The sequence below is a fragment of the Gemmatirosa kalamazoonensis genome, assembly GCF_000522985.1.
GTDB classification, from domain to species: Bacteria; Gemmatimonadota; Gemmatimonadetes; order Gemmatimonadales; family Gemmatimonadaceae; genus Gemmatirosa; species Gemmatirosa kalamazoonensis.
Genome location: NZ_CP007128.1, coordinates 831,824 through 855,120 on the forward strand (window position 1 = coordinate 831,824; position 23,297 = coordinate 855,120).

The 23,297-nt window shown below is 72.3% G+C and carries 21 protein-coding genes; 8 read left to right on the forward strand and 13 right to left on the reverse strand.

From position 1 onward, the window contains the following. Window positions 1-45: 45 nt before the first annotated feature. Both J421_RS03640 and J421_RS03645 read left to right on the forward strand, forming a co-directional pair. Window positions 46-900, forward strand: coding sequence for a class I SAM-dependent methyltransferase (locus J421_RS03640; protein WP_025409810.1), 855 nt, complete (start codon window positions 46-48; stop codon window positions 898-900). Window positions 901-989: 89 nt separating this feature from the next. After that, the gene (locus tag J421_RS03645) at window positions 990-1,277 is read left to right on the forward strand and encodes a hypothetical protein (protein ID WP_025409811.1); all 288 of its coding nucleotides are present in this window, start codon (window positions 990-992) and stop codon (window positions 1,275-1,277) included. A 118-nt stretch (window positions 1,278-1,395) separates the two neighbouring features. Here the strand turns inward: J421_RS03645 and J421_RS03650 are convergent, their stop codons facing one another. From J421_RS03650 to J421_RS03660, 3 genes are all read right to left on the reverse strand, one after another. Further along, the gene (locus J421_RS03650; RefSeq protein WP_025409812.1) at window positions 1,396-2,370 is read right to left on the reverse strand and encodes a cation diffusion facilitator family transporter; all 975 of its coding nucleotides are present in this window, start codon (window positions 2,368-2,370) and stop codon (window positions 1,396-1,398) included. Further along, window positions 2,367-2,885: a substrate-binding periplasmic protein gene (locus tag J421_RS03655; RefSeq protein WP_025409813.1), complete on the reverse strand. Its 519-nt coding sequence runs from the start codon at window positions 2,883-2,885 to the stop codon at window positions 2,367-2,369. Before J421_RS03655 ends, J421_RS03650 begins: the two co-directional genes overlap by 4 nt. Before the next feature lie 120 nt (window positions 2,886-3,005). Further along, window positions 3,006-3,983, reverse strand: coding sequence for a mechanosensitive ion channel family protein (locus J421_RS03660; protein WP_025409814.1), 978 nt, complete (start codon window positions 3,981-3,983; stop codon window positions 3,006-3,008). A 166-nt stretch (window positions 3,984-4,149) separates the two neighbouring features. On the opposite strand from J421_RS03660, the gene J421_RS03665 reads away from it, so the two are divergent. Continuing rightward, window positions 4,150-4,809, forward strand: coding sequence for an HAD-IA family hydrolase (locus J421_RS03665; protein ID WP_025409815.1), 660 nt, complete (start codon window positions 4,150-4,152; stop codon window positions 4,807-4,809). A gap of 63 nt (window positions 4,810-4,872) precedes the next feature. Here the strand turns inward: J421_RS03665 and J421_RS03670 are convergent, their stop codons facing one another. After that, the gene (locus J421_RS03670) at window positions 4,873-5,385 is read right to left on the reverse strand and encodes a hypothetical protein (RefSeq protein WP_025409816.1); all 513 of its coding nucleotides are present in this window, start codon (window positions 5,383-5,385) and stop codon (window positions 4,873-4,875) included. A 174-nt stretch (window positions 5,386-5,559) separates the two neighbouring features. On the opposite strand from J421_RS03670, the gene J421_RS03675 reads away from it, so the two are divergent. After that, a complete protein-coding gene (locus tag J421_RS03675) occupies window positions 5,560-6,303 on the forward strand; it encodes a c-type cytochrome (RefSeq protein ID WP_025409817.1) in 744 nt (247 codons plus the stop codon). Between the two features lie 93 nt (window positions 6,304-6,396). On the opposite strand, the gene J421_RS03680 is transcribed toward J421_RS03675, so the two are convergent. The 5 genes from J421_RS03680 to J421_RS03700 all read right to left on the reverse strand — a co-directional run bounded on the left by J421_RS03680 (window position 6,397) and on the right by J421_RS03700 (window position 12,946). Further along, on the reverse strand, window positions 6,397-7,743 hold the full coding sequence (locus J421_RS03680) for an amidohydrolase family protein (RefSeq protein WP_025409818.1): 1,347 nt from the start codon (window positions 7,741-7,743) through the stop codon (window positions 6,397-6,399). Window positions 7,744-7,747: 4 nt separating this feature from the next. Then, on the reverse strand, window positions 7,748-9,136 hold the full coding sequence (locus tag J421_RS03685; RefSeq protein ID WP_104022210.1) for an amidohydrolase family protein: 1,389 nt from the start codon (window positions 9,134-9,136) through the stop codon (window positions 7,748-7,750). Between the two features lie 6 nt (window positions 9,137-9,142). Then, a complete protein-coding gene (locus J421_RS03690; RefSeq protein ID WP_104022211.1) occupies window positions 9,143-10,879 on the reverse strand; it encodes an amidohydrolase family protein in 1,737 nt (578 codons plus the stop codon). A gap of 291 nt (window positions 10,880-11,170) precedes the next feature. Continuing rightward, window positions 11,171-12,313 carry a PQQ-dependent sugar dehydrogenase gene (locus J421_RS03695; protein WP_104022212.1) on the reverse strand — a complete coding sequence of 381 codons (1,143 nt, stop codon included), beginning with the start codon at window positions 12,311-12,313 and terminating at the stop codon, window positions 11,171-11,173. Between the two features lie 216 nt (window positions 12,314-12,529). Next, on the reverse strand, window positions 12,530-12,946 hold the full coding sequence (locus J421_RS03700; protein WP_104023011.1) for a DoxX family protein: 417 nt from the start codon (window positions 12,944-12,946) through the stop codon (window positions 12,530-12,532). A 96-nt stretch (window positions 12,947-13,042) separates the two neighbouring features. Here J421_RS03700 and J421_RS03705 point away from each other — a divergent pair, with 96 nt between their 5' ends. The 3 genes from J421_RS03705 (at window position 13,043) to J421_RS03715 (ending at window position 16,201) form a co-directional block, all read left to right on the forward strand. Further along, the gene (locus tag J421_RS03705; protein WP_025409823.1) at window positions 13,043-13,621 is read left to right on the forward strand and encodes a GNAT family N-acetyltransferase; all 579 of its coding nucleotides are present in this window, start codon (window positions 13,043-13,045) and stop codon (window positions 13,619-13,621) included. 76 nt (window positions 13,622-13,697) lie between these two features. After that, window positions 13,698-14,462 (forward strand): HAD family hydrolase, encoded by a 765-nt coding sequence (locus tag J421_RS03710; RefSeq protein ID WP_104022213.1) that lies wholly within the window; start codon window positions 13,698-13,700, stop codon window positions 14,460-14,462. Between the two features lie 191 nt (window positions 14,463-14,653). Continuing rightward, a complete protein-coding gene (locus J421_RS03715; RefSeq protein WP_025409825.1) occupies window positions 14,654-16,201 on the forward strand; it encodes an MltF family protein in 1,548 nt (515 codons plus the stop codon). Here the strand turns inward: J421_RS03715 and J421_RS03720 are convergent. From J421_RS03720 to J421_RS03735, 4 genes are all read right to left on the reverse strand, one after another. Further along, window positions 16,191-16,718, reverse strand: coding sequence for a hypothetical protein (locus J421_RS03720; protein ID WP_025409826.1), 528 nt, complete (start codon window positions 16,716-16,718; stop codon window positions 16,191-16,193). The two genes, J421_RS03715 and J421_RS03720, sit on opposite strands and share 11 nt — an antisense overlap. A gap of 77 nt (window positions 16,719-16,795) precedes the next feature. Then, a complete protein-coding gene (locus tag J421_RS03725) occupies window positions 16,796-17,854 on the reverse strand; it encodes a Gfo/Idh/MocA family protein (protein WP_104022214.1) in 1,059 nt (352 codons plus the stop codon). Window positions 17,855-18,057: 203 nt separating this feature from the next. Continuing rightward, entirely contained in the window at window positions 18,058-18,552 is a 495-nt protein-coding gene (locus J421_RS03730) for a methyltransferase family protein (protein WP_025409828.1), read from the reverse strand. A gap of 121 nt (window positions 18,553-18,673) precedes the next feature. Further along, window positions 18,674-20,722, reverse strand: coding sequence for a hypothetical protein (locus J421_RS03735; protein WP_201773091.1), 2,049 nt, complete (start codon window positions 20,720-20,722; stop codon window positions 18,674-18,676). 280 nt (window positions 20,723-21,002) lie between these two features. Here J421_RS03735 and J421_RS03740 point away from each other — a divergent pair, with 280 nt between their 5' ends. Next, a complete protein-coding gene (locus tag J421_RS03740) occupies window positions 21,003-23,216 on the forward strand; it encodes a prolyl oligopeptidase family serine peptidase (protein WP_025409829.1) in 2,214 nt (737 codons plus the stop codon). The last annotated feature ends 81 nt before the right edge of the window (window positions 23,217-23,297 follow it).

Genomic DNA, 23,297 nt, shown 5'->3' on the forward strand with positions numbered 1-23,297 from the left:
GTGTCGTCACACGCCCTCCTCGTCCTCCCGCCACGCCACGCCGCCATGTCGACGATCGAGCACGTCTCGGATACTGCCCGCTGGGTGGCCGTCTACCGTGCGATGGAGACCGCACGCCCCGACGCCATCTTCCGCGACCCGTATGCGGAGCGGCTCGCCGGAGCGCGGGGCGCGGCGATCGTCGACCGGATGCACCGCGGGCGGCAGATGGCGTGGGCGATGATCGTGCGCACCGCGGTGTTCGACGAGATCGTCCTCGATCGGGTGCGGGAGCACGGCGTGGACCGCGTCGTCAACCTGGCGGCGGGGCTCGACACGCGGCCGTGGCGACTGCCGCTCCCGCCGACGCTCGCGTGGATCGACGTCGACCTGCCGGAGATCACGGCGTACAAGCGCGACGCGATGCGCGGCGAGCGGCCGGCGTGCCGCTACGAGGCGGTGGTCGCCGACCTCGCCGACGACGCCGTGCGTCGCGGGCTGTTCGAGCGTCTGCGCGACCCGTCGACGACCACGCTGGTCGTCTCCGAAGGGCTGCTGATCTACCTCACCGCGGACGCTGCCGCGGCGCTCGCGCGCGACCTCCACGACGTGCTCGGCGCGCGGTGGTGGCTGTTCGACATCGCGAGCCCCGAGCTGCTGCGGATGATGAAGCGCCAGTGGGAGCGCTCGGTGCAGCCCGGCGCCGCGTCGTTCCAGTTCGCACCGGCGGAGGGGACGGCGTTCTTCGCGCCGCACGGATGGCGGGAGGCCGAGTTCCGGTCGACGGTGGAGGAGGCACGTCGGCGGCGGCGCGAGATGCGGATGATGTGGTTCTGGCGGCTGTTAGGCACGTTCGCCTCGGCGGAGAAGCGCGAGCGGTGGCGGCGGTTCTCCGGGTACGCGCTGCTGGAGCGGACGTGACCCGACTCGTCGCGCGACTCGATCGCCGCGGCGTCCTCGGGTACGCTTGTTGATCCTCCGGCCCTTCCACAGCGACGAGGAGGATCGCGATGGCTCAGCAGCGCCGCATGGAAGGGAGCGAGGAGCAGAAGCAGGCCGCCGCGCGGGAGGCGCGCGAGCAGGGGAAGCGGCCGAGCGAGACGAGCGCGACGACGGGCGCGAGCAAGCAGCGCAAGGAGGCGCCGGCGAGCGCGTCCCACCAGGAGAAGATGGACCTCAAGCACGAGGGCAAGGCCGGCGGCTCCAAGGCCACGAAGCGCAACGAGCGCGCGCGCCCCGGCCCGAACAGCCGCGACCGCGACCCCGGCCGCGACGACCGGGAAGCGCCGTTCCGGTAAGTCCAGGGCAGGAGGGCAGGAGGGCAGGAGGGCAGGAGGGCGAGAGAGGGATAGATCCTGCCCTCCTGCCCTCCTGCCCTCCTGCCCTCCTGCCCTCCTGCCCTCCTGCCCTCCTGCCCTAGGTCTTCGGCGGCGGATGCGCCTCGAGATGTCGCACGGGCACGACGGTGAGCTCGTGCAGTCGCCAGTCGAGGCGCTGGAGGTCGAGGGCGGCGTCGCTCAGTGCGCCCACGAGGTCGGGCGTGTCGTCGCGCGGCACGACGAACACCTCGCCCGTCAGCACGCGGCCGTGCTCGCGCAGCCGCACCATCGCGCGCGTCACCCACGGCATCCGCTCGGCCGCGTCGCGTAGGCGGGCCGGGAGATCCTCGAGCTCGTGGCCGCCCATCTGCGTGGGCGTCTCGTCCATGAGGTCCGCGATCACCTGCCGCATGTTGTGCCAGCCGTCGCGGACGATGCCGATGGAGATGAGCAGCGCGGCGAGCGCGTCGCCCCACCACTTGCCGAACGCGACGAGCAGCAGCCCGACGATCGCCACACCCTCCGACATCCACTCGTCGCGATTCATCTGCGACTCGGCCTCGAGCTCCTTGTCGTGCAGCGCCTTCGACACGGGCTGCTTGAGGAGGCCGATGAGCATCCCCGCACCGAGGCTGAACGCGAGCACGGCGACCATCGGCCAGCCGGCCCACAGGTCGTACTGGTGGCCGAACAGCGCGAACGTGCCGATCGGCGGGCGCTCCTGCTTCAGGAGCTTCATCGCCGAGTCGAAGAAGAGCGACAGGCCGATGAGCGACAGCATGGTCGCCGTGATCAGGAAGACGACGGCGATCGCGCGATAGTAGCCGTACGGGAAGCGCACGCTCGGCGGCCGCAGCTCGAAGCGCATGGCGACGAGCAGCGACGCGGGCGGGATCATCGCCAGCACCTCGCTCACCCACGCGGTCTTCATCGCCTCCGACTGTCCGAGCGTGATCGCGAGGAGGACCGTGCCGACGGAGAGCAGCACGATGCTGAGCCAGGCGAGCTTCCTCGCCTTCTCGCGCTGCCCCGCCTGCGCGGGCGGGTACTCGAAGACGTGACCGATCCTCACGACCCCGCGCTCCGCATCTCCGCGGGGATCGTCGGCCGGCGCGCGCGCAGGAACCGCTCGACGTGCACGAGCCACGCGTTCTCGCCCTTCGCCACGGCGAGCACGTGCTGCCGCACGACGGTCCGTGTGACGGCGCCCGGCATGACGCCGACGCCGACGGTGTCGACGTGGTACGGGTGCGTGAACGCCACCTGCTTCGCCCACGGCTCGGCCGCCGTTAGGCCGCCGACCACGAGGTCGAGCTCGCGCTCGTGCAGCGCCTCCATCAGCTCCGCCTCGGGCTTCCGGATCCACGTCACGCGTGCGCCGAGTCCGCGCGCGAGGTCGGTGACGAGCCGCACCTCGACCCCATCGAGCGTCCCGAGCGTGTCGATCACCCACGGCGGATTCGCGAACGCGCCGACGCGCAGGGTGCCGTGCCGCGCGCGGTCGAGCGTGCCGTCGGCGTCGCGCGGCAGGCTGCACGCGAGGGCGCCGCAGGCGAGCAGCGCGCGGGCGAATGCCTTGGAGTCCATGCGCCGGCCGCGGGCAAGGGGCGGGCCCGCGTTCGCCGAGTGCGGTCGTGCGTCGATTCGGTACCGCAGCGTCTCGAGCGCGTAGCACCTTGGGCGAAGGGGGGGGAGCCCCCCTGGGACCTAGGGACCGCGCGTGTCGCGCGCCTCGTCGAGCTGCACGCGCAGCGGCGGCATGCCGACGATCTCGTACGTCCCCGACGCGAGCCCCAGCCCCGCCGCGTCGAACTCGGCGATGATGTCTCGGCTCATGCGGTCCTTCACGCCGCGCGCGCCCCGCTCGCGTGTCGTGAAGCGGACCGACATGTCGATCCAGTTGTCGGTGAGCCGCCAGTAGACCGCGGGCCCCAGCGACACCTCGTCGGGGAGGAAGTAGCGCTCGCGCAGCCGCTCGAGCGCACCCTTCGCATCGCGCGCGATGTCGTCCGTGTGCCGGCGGGCCACGTCGAGCAGGATCGACTCGGCCCGCGCGCGGTCGGCGTCGTAGCGGATCGGGATGTGGATCTCCTCGAACAGGAACGGGAACTCGCGCGTGTAGTTGTAGACCGGCGTGTCGAAGATCTTGTCGTTGGTCACGCGGACGATCCGCCCCGTGTACTGGCGCGCGCTCACCCACACCGACGGCGGATCTCCCTGCTCGCCCGGCGGCTCGCCCATCTCCATGACGGCCGTCTGCATGAAGCCCAGCTGCACGACGTCGCCGCGAACGCCGCCCATCGTGATGCGGTCGCCGACCGTGAAGACGCGGCCCCGCAGGATGATGAAGTACGCGGCGAACGACGTGATGACGCGCTGCAGCGCGACCGCGATCCCCGCCGTCACGAGCCCCGCCGCCGTCGCCAGCCGCCCGGGCTCATCGAACCAGATCGACACGACGCCGAACAGCAGCAGCGCGACCGTCGCGAGGCTGACGACCTGCCGCGTCCAGAAGCGCGTGCGCTCGGTGTGCTCGTTCGTTCGCCGGCGATGCCCCGCCCATCCGACCGCCCAGCCGATCACCGTGCGCAGCACGAACAGCGCGACGATGAGCGCGACCGTCAGCAGCAGCTTGCGGCCGGTGTCGGCGCCGAGGCCGAGCAGGCGGACTCCGAAGACGTTCATGCGATCCCTCGGGTGGTCGAACGCCCCGAGGGCGTAGCAGACCGCAGGCCGTCGCGCGGCGAGTCGGGGTTTGGACGGCTCCACGTACGAGTGCGCGTGGGACTGAAGCACGTACGTGGAGCCCTGCCCGGCGCGACCCAGCGCGGTGCGCGGTTACGTTTCGCCCATGCTCACCTGCCGCGCGATCCTGTTCGACCTCGACGGCGTGCTCGCCGATTCCATCGCCGCCGTGGAACGCGCGTGGCGCGCATTCGCCGACCGCCACGCGCTCGACGGCGACGACATCGTCACGCGCGTGCACGGCCGCCGCGCCGTCGACAGCGTGCGGGCGATCGCGCCGCACGCCGACGTCGATGCGGAGATCGCGTGGCTCGAGGCGATGGAGGCCGGCGACACGAGCGACGTCGTCGCGCTTCCGGGCGCGGCGGAGGTGCTCCACGTGCTGCCCCCCGATCGGTGGACGGTCGTGACGTCGGGCACGCGGCCGGTGGCGGAGGCGCGGCTGCGCGCCGCGGGGCTGCCGATCCCGCGGCACATGGTGGCCGCGGGCGAGATCACGCGCGGCAAGCCGGACCCCGAGGGCTACCTGCGTGGGGCCGATCGGCTCGGCGTGGCTCCCACCGACTGCGTCGTGGTGGAGGACGCGCCGCCGGGGGCCGCGGCGGCGCGCGCGGCGGGGATGGGGCTCCTCGCACTCACGACGACGCACGACGCGGCGGCGATGGCGGGCGCGGATCTCGTCGTGCCGAACCTCGCCGCGGTCGAGGTGACGGTGCACGGCGATCGGATCGTGATCGCGTCGCGGGGGCGCGGTCGTGCGTCGTGAGGGTTACGTCGGCAGGTTCGGCGTGCGCGATCCTGGGCGAAGGGGGGGAGCCCCCCCTGGTGACTACGATCCGCCGAGCGACGCGCTGAGGCCGAGGGAGTACGTGATCGAGTGCTCCTGCGTGCGCACGTAGCCGGGGCGTACCTCGAGGCGCAGCGCGAGCGGTCCCTTCGACTCCGGCTTGATCTGCGCGCCGACGACGTACTGCAGTCCGAGCTTCGCCCCACTCGGCGCACCCCCGCCGGACAGCCAGTTCTCGCTCACGGAGCCGCCCGCGTACGGGGTGACCGCGCCGCCGCCGCCCGGCTGCAGGGTGACGTCGAGCGAGCCGCTCGTCTGGCTCGGTCCCCCGTTCTCCTGCTTCTGGTAGTCGGCGGCGAGCGACGTCCCGAGCTGCACGGGGTCCGTCTTCTGTCCCCAGGTGAGCTGGAACTGCGCCCCGCCGCCCCACGAGTTCTGGTGCGTCTCCGTCGTGCGGGCCCAGTTGGCGTGCCCCTCGATGGCCTTCTGCTGCGCGCCGAGCGTGCCCGCCGCGACCGCGACGGCGACGCAGACGGTGAGCGTGCGGTGATGCATGGGATCTCCGGTGAAACGGTGGTGTCCCATGTATAGGCAGGCGGCGCGCCACGGCGGCTGCCGGCGCCGCGCGACTCGCGTCGCTCGGCCACGCATCGGCCCCGGCGGCTCGCCGGCCGACGCCTCCGCGGCTAGCGTGGTCGGAGGTCCACCCCTTCCCCGGGCCCTACCGCCATGCGCCGCCTCGCCGCCCCGCTCGCGATCGCCGCCGCCCTCGCCGGCCCTGCCGCCGCGCAGGGGACGTTCCCGCCGCAGCGGCTCGAGAACCTGAAGGTGCTGCCGAAGGACATCCCGGTGCGCGCGCTCATCGATACGATGGCCGGCTTCACCCGCGCGCTCGGCGTCCGCTGCACGTACTGCCACGTCGGCAAGGAGGGCGAGCCGCTCGCGAGCTACGACTTCAAGGCAGACGAGAAGCCGGAGAAGGAGAAGGCGCGCGTGATGCTGCGCATGGTCGCGGGGATCAACGGCGACCATCTCACGAAGCTCGCGACGCGGCGCGAGCCGGCGGTGGGTGTGGCGTGCGCGACGTGCCACCGCGGCGTCACGGTGCCGCGCACGCTCCAGCAGATGCTGCTCAGCGCCTACGACGCCGGCGGCGCGGACTCGGCGGAGTCGACGTACAACGCGCTGCGCGAGCGGTACTACGCACGCGCGGCGTACGACTTCGGCGAGGTGGCGCTGGCCGACGTCGGCGCCGCGCTGCGGGCGCGCGGGAATCTGCCGGACGCTCTCCGCTTCTATCTGCTGAACACGCGGATGGTGCCCACGTCCGGCTTCGCGTTCCGCATGGCCGCCGACGCGCAGCTCGCCGCGGGCGACACCACGGCCGCACGCGCGAGCCTCGAGCGGGCGCTGGAGATCGCGCCTAACGATCCGCAGGCAGGGCGCATCCTTGACACGCTGAGGAAACCATAGCCGCCGCACGCGGAGACGCGGAGAACGCGGAGAACCGCACCCATGATGGGGCAGTCCTCCACGTTCTCCGCGTCTCCGCGTGCGATGACGAGCCTACGGGCGGTCCTTGAACTGCTTGTAGAGCTCCGAGTGCTTCGTGTCGAGCGGCACCGGGCGGCCGTCGATGAAGAGGTACTTCGTGTCGGTCCGCGCCTCGAGGATGTCGCCCGTCGTGACGACGACGTTCGCGATCTTGCCCGGCTCCAGGCTGCCTAACCGATCGCCGACGCCGAGGATCTGCGCCGGCCAGAGGGTCACGGACTTCAGCGCGTTGTCCTTCGAGAGGCCGAACGCGGCCGCCATGCCGGCCGTGTACGGGAGGTTGCGCACCTCCGAGCCGAGGTCGCCCGACGTGATCGCGAAGCGCACGCCGGCCGCGGCGAGCTTCGCGGGCGCGGCGTAGTTCACGTCGTACGGGTCGTCCTCGCGCGACGGCAGGTCCATCACGCCGCCGAGCAGCACCGGCACGTCGTGCTGCTTGAGGAACGCCGCCACCTGCACCGCGTCGCGGCCGCCGAGGATCACCGGCTTGAGCTTGTTCTCCTCGGCGAACGCCACCGCCTCGCGGATGTCGTTCGCGCGGTCGGCGACGAACAGCACCGACATCTGGCCGCGCACCGCGGGCACGAGCGACGCCAGCACGACGTCCTGCTTCGGGCGCGGGATCGACTTGTCCTTCGCGTACGCGTCCTGCACGTCGCCGTACGCGGCGGCGTCCTTCAGCATCGACTTCAGCGAGTCGAGCTGGAGCTGGCGCGTGCGGGCGACTTCCTGCTGGTTCTGCGCGCCGGCGAACGCCGCGAAGCCGCCTCGGCGGCCGCCGCCGAAGCCGGCGCGCGGCAGCTCGATCACCATCGCCGCGCGCGGCTCGACGGCCATCTGCGGCACGGTGGAGCCGGCGAGGTTGATGAGCGCCGCCTGGCCGGAGATCACGCCGCCCGTCGGGTGCGACAGCACGTGCGTGATGCCGACGACGCGCGCCACGCCGACGTGCGCGCTGTGCGGGTTGATGCCGAAGAACGCCTGCGCGTTCGGGTTGAAGTTGCCCGTCTCGGCGATGTCGACGGTCGACGCGGCGCCCTGCGGGATCTCCTGCAGACCGATCGACGTGCCGGCGTCCATCATGCCGGGATAGACCGAGAGGCCGGTCGCGTCGATGACCTGGGCGCCGTTAGGCACGGCGACGTTCGCGCCGACCGCCTGGATCTTGCCGCCGCTGATGACGACGGTGCCGTTCGGGATCTCGGCGCCCGACACGGGGACGATGCGGGCGTGCGTGATCGCGAACGTGCCCTGCGGGCCCGGCGGCGGGTTGTAGCTGCCCAACTGGGCCCGCGCCGCGACGGGCGCGAGAGCGGGTGCGAGCGCGGCCACGACGGCCGCGAGTGCGAAGCGGTTCATGGCCTCAGGGGATGAAGGGCGGACGGCGGCCGGCGTTCGGCGCCTGGTTCTCGGGCGCCTTCTCGAGATCGGCGCGCTCCTTCGCCAGCCGGTCGCGGTCGGCGAGATCCTTCTGACGGTCGAAGAACACCTCGCCGTCGATGATCGTCTTGTCGACGCTCGCGTATACGGACAGCGGGTGGGCGGTGAAGATCGCGAGGTCCGCGTCCTTGCCGACCTCGATCGAGCCGACCTTGTCCTGCACGCCGAGCTGCACGGCGCCGTTGTACGTGATCGTCTTCAGCGCCTCGTCCTCCGTCAGCCCGCCGTAACGCATCAGCTTCGCGGCGTCGATGTTGAGCCGCCGCATGCGCTCGTCGGAGTCGGAGTTGATCGTCGTCGTGACGCCGTGGCGCGTGAGGATCGCGACGTTGTACGGGATCGCGTCGTACGCCTCGATCTTGTACGACCACTCGTCGGCGAAGCTCGACAGCCCGGTGCCCGCCTGCGCGATCTCGGAGGCGATCTTGTACCCCTCGAGGCCGTGCTGCAGCGTCTTCACCGTGAAGCCGAACTCCTTCGCGACGTTGAGCAGCATGAGCAGCTCGTCGGCGCGATAGCCGTGCGAGTGCACGAAGCGCTTGCCCTCGAGCACCTCGACCAGCGGCTCGAGCTCGAGGTCGCGGCGCGGGGCGAGCGCGGTCTTGTCGCCCTTCGCGACGCGCGCGCGGTAGTCGTCCCACTGCGCCTTGTAGTCGCGCGCGCGGGTGAACGCGTCGCGGATCACCTCCTCCTGCCCCATGCGCGTCGTCGGGTAGCGCACCGGACGCGCGGTGGTGAGGCCCGGGATGCTGATCTGCTGGCTGTTCTTGCGCGTGACGTTCTCGCCCAACGCGAACTTGATCCCCGGCGTGGCGCCCGGGAACATCATCTGGTCGACGTCGCGCCCCCACTTGAGCTTCACGACGGCGTTCTGGCCGCCGATCGTGTTCGCCGAGCCGTGGAGCACGTTGATCGTCGTCACGCCGCCGGCGAGCGCGCGGTAGATCGCGACGTCGGTCGGGTTCAGCACGTCGGCGATGCGCACCATCGACGTGACCGAGAGCGAGCCCTCGTTCGTCGCGTCGCTCATCGCGTGCGAGTGCGGGTCGATGATGCCGGGCATGACGTACTTGCCGGTCGCGTCGACGACCTGCGCACCGGCGGGCGCCGTGAGGTTCGGGCCGATCTGCGCGATCTTGCCGTTGCGGACGAGGATGTCCGTGTTCTGGAGCGTGCCCTTCGTGACGGTGAGGACCGTCGCGTTCTTGATGAGCATGTTGCCCGCGGCCGTCTGCGCCGTCTGCGCCTGCGCGAACGCGAGCGACGGGAGCAGCGAGGCAAGGATGCCGAGTCGCTTCATGGTGTTAGGCATGGGAGGTCACTCCTGCGGCGTGCGCTGCGGACGGCCCGTTCCCCGCTCGGGGCGCGTGCCGGAGAAGTTCCCGGGGTTGTTGCCGACGACCTGCACGCGGCCGCGGATCGCGTTCCCCTCGAGGTTCCCGACGAACGTCGCCTCCTCGGTGCCGCCCTTGTACGTCACCGTCGCGGTGAAGCGGAACGCGCCGTCGGCGCCGATCGAGCCGTTCGAGATCTCGCCCGAGCCGAGGTCGCCCTGCAGCGACCCGCCGAGCTTCTCGCCGTCCTGGCGCAGCGACAGCGTCACCGCGTACTGCGTCCCCTCGAGCGAGACCGACGTCGTCCACGCGCCGCTCGCCGTCACCGCCGTCGCCGCGTCCGCGGCCGGCGCACGCGGCGTCACCGGCTTGCCGTCGACGAACAGCTGCGTCACGCGCGCGCCGCGCGCCGTGAGGTCGCCGCGCACGATCGTGAGGTTCGCGATCTTCCCCGCGTCGAGCGAGCCGACGCGGTCGGCGACGCCGAGGATCTCGGCCGGGCCCAACGTGAGCGCGCGCAGCGCCTGGTCGGCGGGGAGCCCCGCCTCGACGGCCTTCTGCGCGTTGCCGAGGAAGTCGGTCCACGCCGTGATGCCGCCCGACTCGAACGCGAACTTGACGCCCGCCTTCGCGAGCTGCGCCGCCGTCTTCGGCGCCTGCACGCGCTCCTTCAGCACGCGGATCGGATCCGGATCGGCGTCGGCCGACGGCGCCGCGGTGCGATGCGGGAAGTTGAGCGACAGCAGCACCGGCACGTCGGCCGCCTTCAGCTGGTCGGCCACGAGATACGCCTCGCTGCCGCCGGCGACGATCGCCTTCAGCTTGAACTCCTTCGCGAGGCCGAGCGCGCGCTCGATCTCGCGCTGCGTCGACGCCTGCATGATCACCGGCTGGCGTCCCTCGATCACCGGCACGAGCGCCTCGAGCGACGGATCGGCCTCGGGACGGCGCATGCCGCGCGCGTTGCGCGCGTAGGCCGCCTGCTCGTCGCGGTAGTGCTGCGTGTCGAGCAGCATCTGCCGCAGCGAGGAGAACACGCCGAGCAGCGAGTTCGGGTAGCCGCCGGTGCGGAGCGGCGTGAAGCCGACGTTCTGCGTCACCGGCGTCTTCACGACGAGCGACACGGCGTCGCCGGTGCCTAACGTGATGAACGCGCTCTGCCCCTGGAAGATCCCGCTCCCCGGCGCGGTGAGCGCGGCGGTGATCCCCGCCGACTGCGGGCCGGCGAACGCTTCGGCGTCGGGCTTCAGCAGCTCGACGGCGGTCACTTCGGGGCGCAGGCCGAGCGGGTGCGGCGAGATGCTCGGCCCCGCGCTCTGTGCGCTCTGCGCCTGCTGGTTCGCGGCGAACGCGGCGACGCCGGCCCCGCCCCGTCCACCGGTCGCGCCGCCGGTCGACTGGGCGGGGAGCCCGATCGAGCTGTAAGCGTCGATCAGGCCGGGGTAGACGGTGAGGCCGGTGCCGTCGATGACGCGGGCGTCGGCGGGCGGCTTCACGGCGGCGCCGACGGCGGCGATCAGCCCGTCGCGGACGACGATGGTCCCCTTCTCGATCACCGGACCGGAGACGGGGACGAGCCGGGCGTTCGTGATGGCGTACGTGGAGGGAACGGCGCGCTGGCTGGCGGGTTGGGCGGCGAGCGGCACGGCGAGCAGCGCGAGGGCGCTGCACGTGCCGCCGGCCGCCCCGACCACGCGGGCGAGGCGGGGGACTGACACCATGGGGGTGGATCTCCGGGTGGACGACGGGGCGCGGCGGGAACGGTGGCCCGCCGGCCGGGGCGGGACTGCGCCGTCCTGAGTACGACGGGCGCCGGGGTTCCGTTGGCCGCGGCGGTCAATGGGTCGGGGAACTGCACCCTCACGCGGAGACGCGGAGAACGCGGAGGACTGCCCTGGCTGTGCGAGTTGACCGCAGAGGACGCAGAGGGCCGCAGAGGAAACCAACTCTCGTCGTTGGTGGTCCTCTGCGGCCCTCTGCGTCCTCTGAGGTTCAATTCGAGAACCGCAACGTTAGCCGCCGGGCCGCAGCCGCAGCAGCTTCCCGTCCTCCTCGTCGGTCACGACGTACAGCAGCCCGTCCGCCCCCTGCGCCACGTCGCGGATGCGCTCCCCCACCTCGCCGAGGTAGCGCTCCTCGCGCACCACCGCGCCGTTCTGCAGCACCAGCCGCACGAGCGCCTTCGACGCGAGGCCGCCGACGAGCAGGCTGCCCTTCCAGCCGGGGAACGCATCGCCCGTGTAGAACGTCATCCCCGACGGCGCGATGATGGGATCCCAGTAGTAGACCGGCTGCTCCATCCCCGCCTTCACGGCCCCCTCGCCGATGCGGCTGCCGTTGTAGTCGCGGCCGTAGGTGATCACCGGCCAGCCGTAGTTCTTCCCCGCCTCGGGGTGATTCAGCTCATCGCCGCCGCGCGCGCCGTGCTCCGCGGTCCACAACTGCCCCGTCGCCGGGTCGAGCGCCGCCGCCTGCACGTTGCGGTGGCCGTACGACCAGATCTCCGGACGCGCGTCGGTGCGGCCGAGGAACGGGTTGCCCGGCGCCGGCGCACCGTCGGTGGTGATGTGGACGATCTTGCCGAGGTCCGAGCCGAGGTCCTGGGCCTGCGCGCGGAACGCGAAGCGCTCCCCCTGCGTGACGAACAGCGTGCCGTCGCGCGCGAAGACGATGCGCGAGCCGAAGTGCGCGTCGCTGAACACCTTCGGATCCTGACGGTAGATGACCTCGACGTACGTGAGCGCCGTGTCGGAGAGCTGCGCCCGCGCGACCGCGGTCCCCGCGCTGCCGTCCGGCGCGGGCTCGGCGAACGAGAGATAGATGCGGCGGTTGCGCGCGAACGCGGGATCGAGCGCGACGTCGAGCAGCCCGCCCTGGCCGCGCGCGTGCACCTCGGGGACGTTCGCGATCGGGCGCGACAGGGTGCCGTCGCGGGCCACGATGCGCAGCCGCCCCGGGCGCTCCGTCACGAGCCAGCGGCCATCGGGGAACTCGGCGAGCGCCCACGGGTGCGCGAGGCCGCGCGCGACCGTCTCGACGCGCAGCGCGCCGCGGGCCGGGTCGGGGTTCGGCGAGCGCGGCGCGGGACCCTGCGGCGTCGAGACGCCGCACGCCGTCACCAGGAGGGCGGCCGTACACCTGCGGAGGAGAGGCATGGCGCTCTTGTACGGCCGGGCGCCGCGAGGGTCAAGGCGCGGAGACGCCGGGAGCTGCCTTGCTGTATGAATGAACCGCGGAGGACGCGGAGGGCCGCAGAGGAAACCAACAGCAATGGGTTCTCCTCTGCGGCCCTCTGCGTCCTCTGCGGTTCGATCGCACCGCAAAGACGGCTCTCCGCGCGCTCCGCGGCTCCGCGTGAGCGCCGCCCCGCGTTAGGCAGCCTTCGCATGCGCCCGCCGAGCGGGCAGCGGCGTGACGGCCGTCGGAATACGCCACCGACCGCGGGCGACGTAGAGCGAGAGCGCGCCGACGACGAACGGGACCGCCGCGCCCGCGCCACCGCCGATCGCGAGCGTCGTCGCGACCGCGCCCACCATGATGATCACGAGCCCCGCCGCGGCGAGCGGGGTGAGCCACCGAGCGACGCGGGTCGCCCACGGCAGCACGAGGCCGGCCGCGCCGAGGATCTCGCAGACGCCGATGAAGTGGATGAACGACACGGAGAACGGGCTCTGCGCGGCGAGCGCGGCGTCGGGCATCACGAACTTCATCGTGCCGGCGAACAGGAACAGCGCGGCGAGCAGGACCTGCACGGTCCACAGCGTCACGTTCCGGGTCGTGGTGCGCATCGTCGGGGCTCCGTCGGTGTTGGGGGTCACGTCGGTCTCCACATCCGCGACGAACGACGCCCCCGGGAATCGACACGCCCGACCAACTTTCCTCGCGTGCCCGACGGATCCTTCCTGCCCCCACCCTCCCGCGTCGACACGCCGCGGCTCGTGCTGCGATCGTGGACGGCGGACGACGCGCCGGCCCTGCAGCGCGTCGTGCTCGACAACATCGACCACCTCGGCGCGTGGATGCCGTGGGCGACGGCCGAGGCACACGAGCACCTGGACGAGGTCGCGGCGCGGCTCGCGGGCTTCGGCGAGGAGTTCGCCGCCGGGCGCGAGTGGATGTACGTCATGACCGACCGCGACGCCGGCTTCCTCGTCGGCGGGCTCGGCGTGCACGCCCGCGGCGGGCCGGACACGCTCGAGCTGGGCTACTGGATCCGCCGCGACCTCACGGGGCTCGGCTACGTCACCGAGGCCGTGCGGGCGATGGTCGATGCGGTGTTCGCGGCGTGCGACGTGGCGCGCATCGAGATCCGCTGCGATCCGCGCAACGCGAGGAGCGCGGCGGTGGCGCGCCGCGCGGGGTTCCGGCACGTCGCGACGCTGACCGGCGACGCCGAGCCGACGGGCGAGCCGCGCGAGACGATGGTGTGGGAGCGACGCCGCAACGGCGCGCGCGGTCCCTAGGTCCCAGGGGGGCTCCCCCCCTTCGCCCAAGGTTCCACGCCGCCGATCGCGTCGCGGTACCATTCCAACGCGTCCGGTGCGCGCCGGACGCATCGACCGCTCCCGCACGCCGTTAGGCACCGTTTCCGCCCGCTCCACCGCCATGCCCCGCTTCGACGTCGTCGCGCTGGACGCCGACGACACGCTGTGGCACAACGAGACGCTGTTCACCGCGACGCAGACGCAGTTCCGCGCCCTGCTCGCGCGGCACCAGGATGCCGCGGTGATCGACCAGCGGCTGTACGAGACCGAGACGCGCAACCTTCGCCACTTCGGCTACGGCGTGAAGGGCTTCACGCTCTCGATGATCGAGACGGCGATCGAGCTCACGGAGGGGCGCATCGCCGGCGCCGAGGTGCAGCGCCTCATCGACCTCGGACGCGAGATGCTGCAGGCACCGGTGGAGCTGCTCGACGGGGTCGCCGAGACCGTGGAGATGCTCGCCGCCGACCACCGGCTGGTGCTGCTCACGAAGGGCGACCTGTTCGACCAGGAGTCGAAGCTCGCGCGCTCGCGACTGGGGGAATCGTTCTCGGCCGTGGAGATCGTCTCCGAGAAGGACGCGCGCACGTACGCCGCGGTGATGGCGCGGCAGCGCGTCGACCCGCCGCGCTTCGTGATGGTCGGCAACTCGCTCCGCTCCGACGTGCTCCCCGTGCTCGAGGCGGGAGGCGCCGCGGTGCACATCCCGTATCACGTGACGTGGGCGCACGAGCGCGTGCCAGACGATGCGCTCGTCGGCAAGGAGTTCGCGCGGCTCGCGAGCATCCGCGAGCTGCCGGCGTGGCTCGCGGGTGCCTAACGGGTGTCTAACGGACGGCTGACGCGGAGCCGCGGAGGACGCGGAGAACACCGGCGCTCAGTCGGTGGTGTTCTCCGCGTCCTCCGCGGCTCCGCGTGAGAACACGAGCCGGCAGGGCAGTTTTTCGCGGCGCGCCGTCCCCACGGTCCGATCCCTGCACGGGTGGCGCGCCCCACGCCCCGAAGCCGCTCATGCGTGTTCTCGTGCCCCGCGTCACCGTTCTGGCGGCGATCGCCGCCGCTGCCCTCGCGTGCAGCCGGAGCAAGGCGCCGTCGGGTGACGACTCGACCGGCGTCCTACAGCCCACGCCGGGGCTCGCCCGCACCGATGCCGCACATGCCGGCGAGGTCGCGGGCCACGACCTGCCGGAGATCAAGTGGCGCGACACGCTCACGGTGCTCATGCCCTACAACTCGACCACGTACTTCCTGTACAAGGGCGAGCCGATGGGATACGAGTACGAGCTGCTGAAGGCGTTCGCGCAGGCGCATCACGTGGTGCTGAAGGTCGTCGCGATCCAGAAGCGCGACTCGCTCATGAGGTTCCTGCTCGCCGGGCGCGGCGATCTCGTGGCGGCGCGGCTGATCCCGATGGAGGAGGACACGGGACGCGTCGCGTTCACGCGCCCGCTGTACCACACGGAGCCCGTGCTCGTGCAGCGCGGCGCGCCGCCCGCCGTCGCCGAGCGCGCGCTGCCGAAGTCCGTCGACACGGCGCTGAAGGCCGGTCCCGCGGAGCCGCCGACGCCGACGATCAACGTGCGCGCGCGGCTCGTGCAGCGGCCGTCGGAGCTCGCGGGCCAGCGCGTCACCGTGCAGAAGAAGGCGCCGTACGTGCCGACGCTCATCGAGCTCGCCGACAGCCTCACCGGCGACCTGCAGGTCGTGGAGGTGGACTCGTCGGCCGAGGCGCTCATCCGCGGCGTGGCGCGCGGCGCGATCCAGTACACGGTGGCCGAGGGGAACGTCGCCGAGCTGCAGGGCTCCGTGTACAAGAACCTCGTGATCCGCCCCGTGATCGGCGCGTCGAAGCCGGTGGCGTGGGCCGTTAGGCGCGAGGCGCGGCAGCTCCGCGACTCGTTGAACCGGTGGATCGGCGACGAGAAGACGCGCGGGGTGCTCGACCGGCTGTACAAGAAGTACTTCATCGACGCGCGGGGCTTCCAGACGCGGCTCGAGAGCCGCTACCTCACCTCCACGACCGGCACGCTGTCGCCGTACGACGAGCTGCTCCGCCGCTACGCGCCGCAGATCGGGTGGGACTGGCGGCTGTTAGGCTCGCAGGCGTACCAGGAGTCGCGGTTCAACCCGCGCGCGCGGTCGTGGGCCGGCGCGACGGGGCTGCTGCAGCTCATGCCGTCCACCGCGCGATCGCTCGGCGTGCGCGTGCTCACCGACCCGGAGCAGAACGTGCGCGGCGCGGTGAAGTACCTGCAGGACCTCGAGCGGCACTGGGCGAAGAACGTCGCCGACTCCACGGAGCGGCTCAAGTTCGTGCTCGCGTCGTTCAACGCCGGCACGGGACACGTGGAGGACGCGCAGCGCCTCGCCGAGAAGCACGGCGACGACCCGCTGAAGTGGGCGCAGGTGTCGTACTGGCTGCTGCAGCTCTCGAAGACCGAGTACTACGACGACCCGGTCGTGAAGTACGGCTTCTGCCGCGGCATGGAGCCGGTCGCGTACGTCACCGTGATCCTCGACCGGTTCGACCACTACCGGCAGTTCGTGACTACGGCGTGATCGCCCGCTGCGACACGATGCGCCACCCGCCACCGCCGGCGCGCGCCATCGTGAACACCATCTCGAACGTCGGCTGGCCGCGCGCCGGCAGGGGGCCCTCGGCGCCCGCGCGACGCGCCGGCCACCAGCGCACGAACGTGCGCGCACCGTCGCCGGCAGCGTAGGGATGCGAGAAGCGCAGCACGCCCCCCTCGCGCCCCGCACACGCCTCGTCGGCGTCGGCGTCGTACACGCACACGCGCGGGTGCCCCGTCGCGGCGCGTAGCGCGTCGGCCCACGCGTCGTCGGGGTCGATGCGCGCGTCGGCGACCGAGTCGCGCACATCGCCCAACGGACGCGGGTCGATCCATCGCGCCTGGCCGCCGGACGGCCGGAAGAAGCGCGTCACGATCACCGCGTCGATCGCCAGCTCGTCGTCGCGCGTGAGCGCCGCGCGCGCCGCCGCGTCGCCGCGTGCCGGCGCGTCGCGCTCCGGCGGCGCGTCCTCGACGATGCCGCGCGCGGTCCGGCAGCCCAACGATAGAGCGCAGAGCGCCGAGCGCAGAACGCGGAGTCGCTGCCGCCCTCTCTGCGCTCCGCGCTCGGCGCTCTGCGCTACACGGCCACCGCGCATCCCGTCTCCGCGGACCGCACCGCGGCGTCGAGGATCGCGAGCCCGGCGATCGCGTCCTCCGGCGACACCGGCGGCGGCGCGCCGTCGCGCAGCGTGGCGGCGACGCCGGCGTAGTAGGCGGCGTAGTTCCCCGGCTCGGTGCGGACCGGCCGGCGGTCGTCGGCGACGCCGAGCGTGCCCCAGCGCGCCTCCGGCTCCTCGCCCCACCCCGGGCCGCCCGGCGGGCCACCGCCCGCGTTCAGCGCCGCCTCCTGCGGGTCGAGGCCGAACTTCATGTAGCCGGCCTTCGAGCCGTACACGGCGAACCGCGGCCCCGACTGCGCGGCGATCGCGCTCGCGATGAGGTGCGAGCGCACGCCCGACGCGTGCGTGAGGAGGATCGTGAAGTCGTCCTCGGTCGTCACGCCCGGATAGCGGCGGTCGGTCTCCGCGTACACCCGCGACGCGGGGCCGAACAGCAGCAGCGCCTGGTCGACGAGGTGCGTGCCGATGTCCATCAACATCCCCTCGCCATTCGCGCGCGCCTCCGCCTCCGGCGCCTGCCATCGCGGCTTCGGCGTCCCACGCCACCGCTCGAACCGCGACTCGAACCGGAACACGTCGCCGAGCGCGCCCTCGGCGATCAGCCGCCGCACGGTGAGCAGGTCGCCGTCCCAGCGGCGGTTGTGGAACGGGATCACGTGCTTCCCGCGCCGCCGCGCTTCGTCGAGCACGCGCCGCCCCTCCGCCGCGTTAGGCGCGAACGGCTTGTCGACGACGACGTGTAGACCCGCCTCGAGCGCGGCCAGCGCGAGCGGCACGTGCGTCCCGTTCGGCGCGCCGATCACCACGAGGTCGAACGCGTCGGCCTGCGCCCACAGCTGCTCGGCGCGGTCGATCAAGCGCGCGTGCGGGTAGCGCGCGCGGGCCTGCGCTTGCCGCTCGCGATCGCTCGTCACGATCGCGTCGAGCCGCAACCCCGGCGTGACGGAGATGTGCGGCGCGTGGAAGACGCGGCCGGCGAGGCCGTAGCCGATGAGGGCGACACGCATGGGTTCCATGGGGCCAAGCTAACGGCGCTCACGGCGCCGCGCACGGCGGCTGCGGTACGGCGCGGACGCTGGGGCGCTATGCTGCGCAAACGACGCTCGCACCGCTGAACCGCGCGGTACGGCGCTGTGCCGCGCAGTCGCGCGGTGTGAGCGTCGCTCGCGCTTCATCGCGCCGTCTCGTCCGCGCAGTATCGCCCGCGCCATAGTCGTTCCTATCGGAGTCTCGGAATCCAGCGCGGCACCCGCCGCCGATACTCGCGGTACGGCTCCCCGAACCGCTCCTCCAGCCCCGGCTCCTCGATCGCCAGGAAGAAGAGGTGGTTCAGCACGAGGAACGTCGCGAACCACAACCCGAGCACGCGCGACCCGACGAGCAGCGCCTGCCCGGCGAGCATCGTGCACACGCTCGTGATCATCGGGTTGCGCACGTAGCGGTACGGACCCACCGCGACGAGCCGCGTCGTCGGGTCCCACGGCGCGAGCGTTCCCTTGCCGACGCGCGCGAACAGCGTCACGCACCAGGCGAACAGCGCGAATCCGGCGACGAGCAGCAGCGCGCCGAGCACGCGCCCGCCGACACCGAGGGCGCCGGGGGGCCAGCGCGTGTCGACCTCCCGGTTCGCGCGCAGCAGCCATTGCGGCACCAGGCCCGCCATCATCACGGGCAGCAGCACGATCGACAGGAGGTGGCGGATCAGCATGAGCATGCGCCTCGTCCGGTGAAGGTTCCGACGGCCCGACGACGGTCCTTACGGCGGCGCGCTCAGGGGAGTGCCAGCAGCCGCTCCGACCGCACCGTCCATCCGCGGCGCGGGAAGCCGGGCGCGTTCACGTTAGGCCCCCCGCCCACCCCGCCGCCATCAGCGCCGTCGCCCACAGCACGCCGCCGTTGCCCGGCAAGTAGATGGTGAGACCGGGACGCTGGTAGTTGTGGCCGTTGGGCAGGTAGCGGTTCTTCGGCGTGTCCATGAGCAGCGCGTCGACCGCCGCCTCCGGCTCGCCGAGTCGCGCCGCGGTCATCGCGACGAGCGGGTAGTCCCACCCCCACGTCTCCGGCCACTGCCACGTGTCGAGCACGCGGCGCAGCGTGCGGCGCATCGTCTCGCGGTCGGCGCGGCGCGACGCGGGCACGAAGCCCAACGCGCCGAGCAGCGACGGGTGGTCCCGACGCTGGTCCGCGTCGGTGAACGTCGTCGGCGCCGACTCCGCGTTCACGTACAGCCCATCGCGCGTCGGGAGCGGCGAGAGCGCGCCGAGCACCCGGTCCCACGTCGGCTCGCGGCGCAGGCCGAGCCGCGCGCGCCACCGCTGCGCCGTCTCGAGCGCGAACGCCCAGTACGCGAGCTCGAACGTCGGGTTGAACGTCGTGCGCGGCGGGTGGCTCTCCTGCGCCGGGATGAGCGGCGGGCCCAAGACGTAGCGACGCCCGTCGAAGAACGGGTACGACGCCATGAACTCCGCCGTCGCGAACACCACGTCGCGGTGCGCGTCGAGCACGCGGCGCGCGTCGTCGGGCCGCGCGCGGTACACCAGCTCCGCGAGCAGGATCGGGTGCGGCTGCTGCCAGACCAGGAACGGCCCGATGCTCGACGGGCTCTCGCGGCCGTCGGGCCCCACCATCTTCGGCCACCGCGCGCCGCCATACCCCTGCCGGCGCGCCGTGGCGCGCGCGTTAGGCAGGATGCGGCCGTACCACGGGAGGCTCCGCTCCAGCAGCGCGACGCGGTTCCACAGCGCGAAGTGCGCCGCGTGCCACGGGTGCATCTCGAGGTGGAACTTGCCGTACCAGGAGTCGAACGTCTCGCCCGTCTCCTGCGGCGGCAGCGTGCCCGCGCACTGGATCGCGGTGAGGTACTCCGAGAGCACGATGCGCCGCTCGAGCTCCGGCGCGCGCGGGTCCGCGCTGCCGGAGAGGTCCACGGCCGCGCCGTCGGTCCAGAAGCGCGCCCAGTGCTCGGCGCTCGCGCGGCGCACGGCCGCGGGGTCGGGGAGCGGCGACGGCGAGTCGTCGGGGGCGAACGCGAGCACGACGTCGAGCGCCGCCGCGCCGTCGTCCGGCGTCACGCGCCACGCGTGCGGGCCGTCGTCGCCTAACGATCCGCCCGACCACGCCGCGCGCGCCCAGTAGCCGTCGGCGTCGAGCGTGTGGCGCCACGTCGCGGCGGCACGGTCGCGCCGAGAAAGGTCGGTGCGGTGCCGCTCGGGGTGCGTCCAGTCCGCGGGGTCGCCGGTGTGCACCGCCGACGCGTACGGGAACGCGATGCGCACCGCGAGCCGCGCCACGTTCCCCTCGACGCGCACGGCGATCAGGTCGCGCTCGGGGTGCGCGGCCGTCAGCACCCGCACCGGCGCGCCGTCCACGGTGAAGCGACTCTCGATCGTTCCCGTCCACAGGTCCAGCCGCTGCACGACGTCGCGCACGTCGTCGGGGCGCAGCGCGCGGTCGCGGAGCGCGAGGGCGACGCGGGCGAGCGACAGCCGGTGCGGGTTCGCGCGCAGCCACGTGCCGGCGTCGCCGTTCTGCGCGCTCGCGTACGGCACGGGGCGCCCGTGGGCGTCGTACGACACGAGCGCGGCGTCGAGCGTGTAGCCGTTCGGGTTCGCGAACGTGTGCCACGCCCACTCGGCCTGCGTGGCGAGCGGGATCTCGCGGTACGCGTCGGTCAGCGACTGGACGCCCGTCACGTCGACCGTGAACGCGAAGCGGCCGTTCCCCACGCTGAGCGGCGCGAGCGGATCGATGCCGCGAACCACCGGCGCGTGCCGGTCGACGCGGGCGCGGCGGTCGATCGCGTCGCTCGACGCGCGCGGGCCCGAGGCGATCGTGCCTAACGCGACCTGCGCGGCGAGCGATTCGAGGAAGTGGCGGCGGTCCATGTCGATCGCGTCGGCTCGATAGGTCGTAGGGTCCAGACGAGTACAGACGGGGATCCAAGAGCGATCGTCGGGATCTTCGGATGGGCTCACGTCTGCAGGCTCGAGCCTATCCGAAGATCCATTCGATCGCCGTTGGATCCCCAGGAGTACTCGCCTCACACCTTAGCCCTCATCGCCTCTCGCCGCGTCCTGCCCGCCGGCTATACTAGACCGGCGGGTCGGTGTCACGACAGGCACCGCCGCGCGCCGTCCTCGAACGCGGTACCCATCGCGGACTCCCATGTCACACCGCTGGACGCTCGTCCCGGCGGCGCTCGCCGCCGCTCTCGCCGTCGCGCCGGACGCCACCGCGCAGCCGACCGTCACGTCCACCGCCAACACGACCACCGGCACGCGCGTGCAGTATCCGCAGACCAAGACCGTCGACCAGGTCGACGACTACCACGGCACCCGCGTCGCGGACCCGTACCGCTGGCTCGAGGACCTCGACGCGCCGGCGACGGCCGACTGGGTGAAGGCGCAGAACGCCGTCACGTTCGCGTACCTCGCGGGCATCCCCGGACGCGACGCGATCAAGGCGCGGCTCACCGAGATGTGGAACTACCCGCGCGTCTCCCTCCCCTTCCGCGAGGGCGGGCGGCTGTTCTTCACGAAGAACGCGGGGCTGCAGCGGCAGTCGCCGTACTACATGACGACCGGCCGCTCGTCGGACGGCGCGGCGCTCGTGCTCGACCCGAACGCGATCTCCGCCGACGGATCCGTCGCGCTCTCGCGGTTCAACCCCGACCCGAGCGGACGCTGGCTCGCTTACGGGCTCTCCGAGGGCGGCGCAGACTGGGTCACGCTGCACGTGAAGAACCTCGCCAGCGGCACGGACCTCGACGACGTCGTGCGATGGGTGCGCTACTCGAGCCCGAGCTGGACGAAGGACGGCGAGGGATTCTTCTACACGCGCTATCCGGAGCCGCCGACCGCGGGCGGGAAGACGCTGTCGAACGCGTCGCGCGACCCGGTGGTGCACTACCACAAGTTAGGCACCCCGCAGACCGCCGACGTCGCGGTGTTTCGCTATCCCGCGGAGCCGACGTGGGGCGTCAACGGCTACGTGAGCGAGGACGGCCGCTGGCTGTTCACGTCCGTCGGCCGCGGCACGGATCCGGAGAACCAGCTCTACGCCGCGGACATGGGCGACCCGAAGAAGCCCAACGTCGGCGCGAAGCTGGTCCCCATCGACACCACGCTCGCGGCGTCGTTCACGCCGATCGGCGTCGTCGGCACGACGGCGTACGTGCTCACGAACCTCGACGCGCCGCGCTACAAGGTCGTCGCGATCGATCTGCGGAAGCCCGCGCGCACGGGGTGGAAGACCGTCATCCCCGAGTCGCGCAACACGCTGGAGAACGTGTCCCTCGTCGGCGGGAAGCTCGTCGCGCAGTGGCTCGTCGACGTGAAGAGCGAGGTCACCATCCACGAGCTGTCGGGCAGGCAGGTCGGCACGCTGCCACTGCCGGGCATGGGCACGCTCGCCGGGCTGTCGGGACGCGAGGACTCGCCGGAGCTGTACTACGGCTTCACGTCGTTCCTCGTGCCCAACACGGTCTTCCGCTACGACCTCGGCACCGGCAAGCAGGAGACGTTCTTCGCGCCGAACGTCCCGTTCGACCCGTCGCCGTACGAGACCGAGCAGGTGTTCTACACGTCGAAGGACGGCACGCGCGTGCCGATGTTCGTCGTGCACAAGAAGGGGCTCGCGCTCGACGGGCAGAACCCGACGATGCTCTACGCGTACGGCGGCTTCAACGTCGTGCAGGCGCCGGCGTTCTCGGCCTCGGTCATCGCGTGGCTGGAGATGGGCGGCGTGTACGCGAGCGCGAACCTCCGCGGCGGCGGCGAGTACGGCGAGGCGTGGCACCAGGCCGGCAAGCTCGATCGCAAGCAGAACGTGTTCGACGACTTCATCGCCGCCGCCGAGTACCTCGTCGACCGGAAGTACACGTCGCCCGCGAAGCTCGCGATCCGCGGCGGGTCGAACGGCGGGCTGCTCGTCGGCGCGGTGATGAACCAGCGTCCGGATCTGTTCGCCGTCGCCATCCCGCAGGTGGGTGTGATGGACATGCTGCGCTACCACAAATTCTCGGCCGGCGTGTTCTGGGTGCCGGAGTACGGCTCCGCCGACGACCCGCAGCAGTTCCAGACGCTCGCGAAGTACTCGCCGCTGCACAACCTGAAGCCGGGCACCTGCTACCCGGCGACGCTCGTCACCACCGCCGACCACGACGACCGCGTGGTGCCGGGCCACTCGTTCAAGTACGCGTCGGCGCTGCAGGCCGCGCAGGGCTGCGACCGCCCGACGCTGATCCGCATCGAGGCGCAGGGAAGCCACGGCTACCGCCCGCTCGACCGCACGATCGCCGAGCAGGCGGACCTGTGGGCGTTCGCGGCGAAGAACCTCGGCGTGGACGTGAAGTTCGCGAAGAGCCGCGCGATGCAGTGACCGCGTGCGAAGTCGCGGGGAACACGTTTGAGCCGCAGAGGGCCGCAGAGGGCCGCAGAGGACTGCCGCTTCGTATTGAAC

Coding starts and splice junctions, on each gene's coding strand:
- J421_RS03715 (WP_025409825.1), top strand. CDS start 14,654: ATGCGTGTTCTCGTGCCCCGCGTCACCGTTCTGGCGGCGATCGCCGCC.
- J421_RS03695 (WP_104022212.1), bottom strand. CDS start 12,313: ATGCCTCTCCTCCGCAGGTGTACGGCCGCCCTCCTGGTGACGGCGTGC.
- J421_RS03725 (WP_104022214.1), bottom strand. CDS start 17,854: ATGGAACCCATGCGTGTCGCCCTCATCGGCTACGGCCTCGCCGGCCGC.
- J421_RS03645 (WP_025409811.1), top strand. CDS start 990: ATGGCTCAGCAGCGCCGCATGGAAGGGAGCGAGGAGCAGAAGCAGGCC.
- J421_RS03670 (WP_025409816.1), bottom strand. CDS start 5,385: ATGCATCACCGCACGCTCACCGTCTGCGTCGCCGTCGCGGTCGCGGCG.
- J421_RS03735 (WP_201773091.1), bottom strand. CDS start 20,722: ATGGACCGCCGCCACTTCCTCGAATCGCTCGCCGCGCAGGTCGCGTTA.
- J421_RS03675 (WP_025409817.1), top strand. CDS start 5,560: ATGCGCCGCCTCGCCGCCCCGCTCGCGATCGCCGCCGCCCTCGCCGGC.
- J421_RS03700 (WP_104023011.1), bottom strand. CDS start 12,946: ATGCGCACCACGACCCGGAACGTGACGCTGTGGACCGTGCAGGTCCTG.
- J421_RS03680 (WP_025409818.1), bottom strand. CDS start 7,743: ATGAACCGCTTCGCACTCGCGGCCGTCGTGGCCGCGCTCGCACCCGCT.
- J421_RS03730 (WP_025409828.1), bottom strand. CDS start 18,552: ATGCTCATGCTGATCCGCCACCTCCTGTCGATCGTGCTGCTGCCCGTG.
- J421_RS03655 (WP_025409813.1), bottom strand. CDS start 2,885: ATGGACTCCAAGGCATTCGCCCGCGCGCTGCTCGCCTGCGGCGCCCTC.
- J421_RS03660 (WP_025409814.1), bottom strand. CDS start 3,983: ATGAACGTCTTCGGAGTCCGCCTGCTCGGCCTCGGCGCCGACACCGGC.
- J421_RS03685 (WP_104022210.1), bottom strand. CDS start 9,136: ATGCCTAACACCATGAAGCGACTCGGCATCCTTGCCTCGCTGCTCCCG.
- J421_RS03665 (WP_025409815.1), top strand. CDS start 4,150: ATGCTCACCTGCCGCGCGATCCTGTTCGACCTCGACGGCGTGCTCGCC.
- J421_RS03690 (WP_104022211.1), bottom strand. CDS start 10,879: ATGGTGTCAGTCCCCCGCCTCGCCCGCGTGGTCGGGGCGGCCGGCGGC.
- J421_RS03640 (WP_025409810.1), top strand. CDS start 46: ATGTCGACGATCGAGCACGTCTCGGATACTGCCCGCTGGGTGGCCGTC.
- J421_RS03740 (WP_025409829.1), top strand. CDS start 21,003: ATGTCACACCGCTGGACGCTCGTCCCGGCGGCGCTCGCCGCCGCTCTC.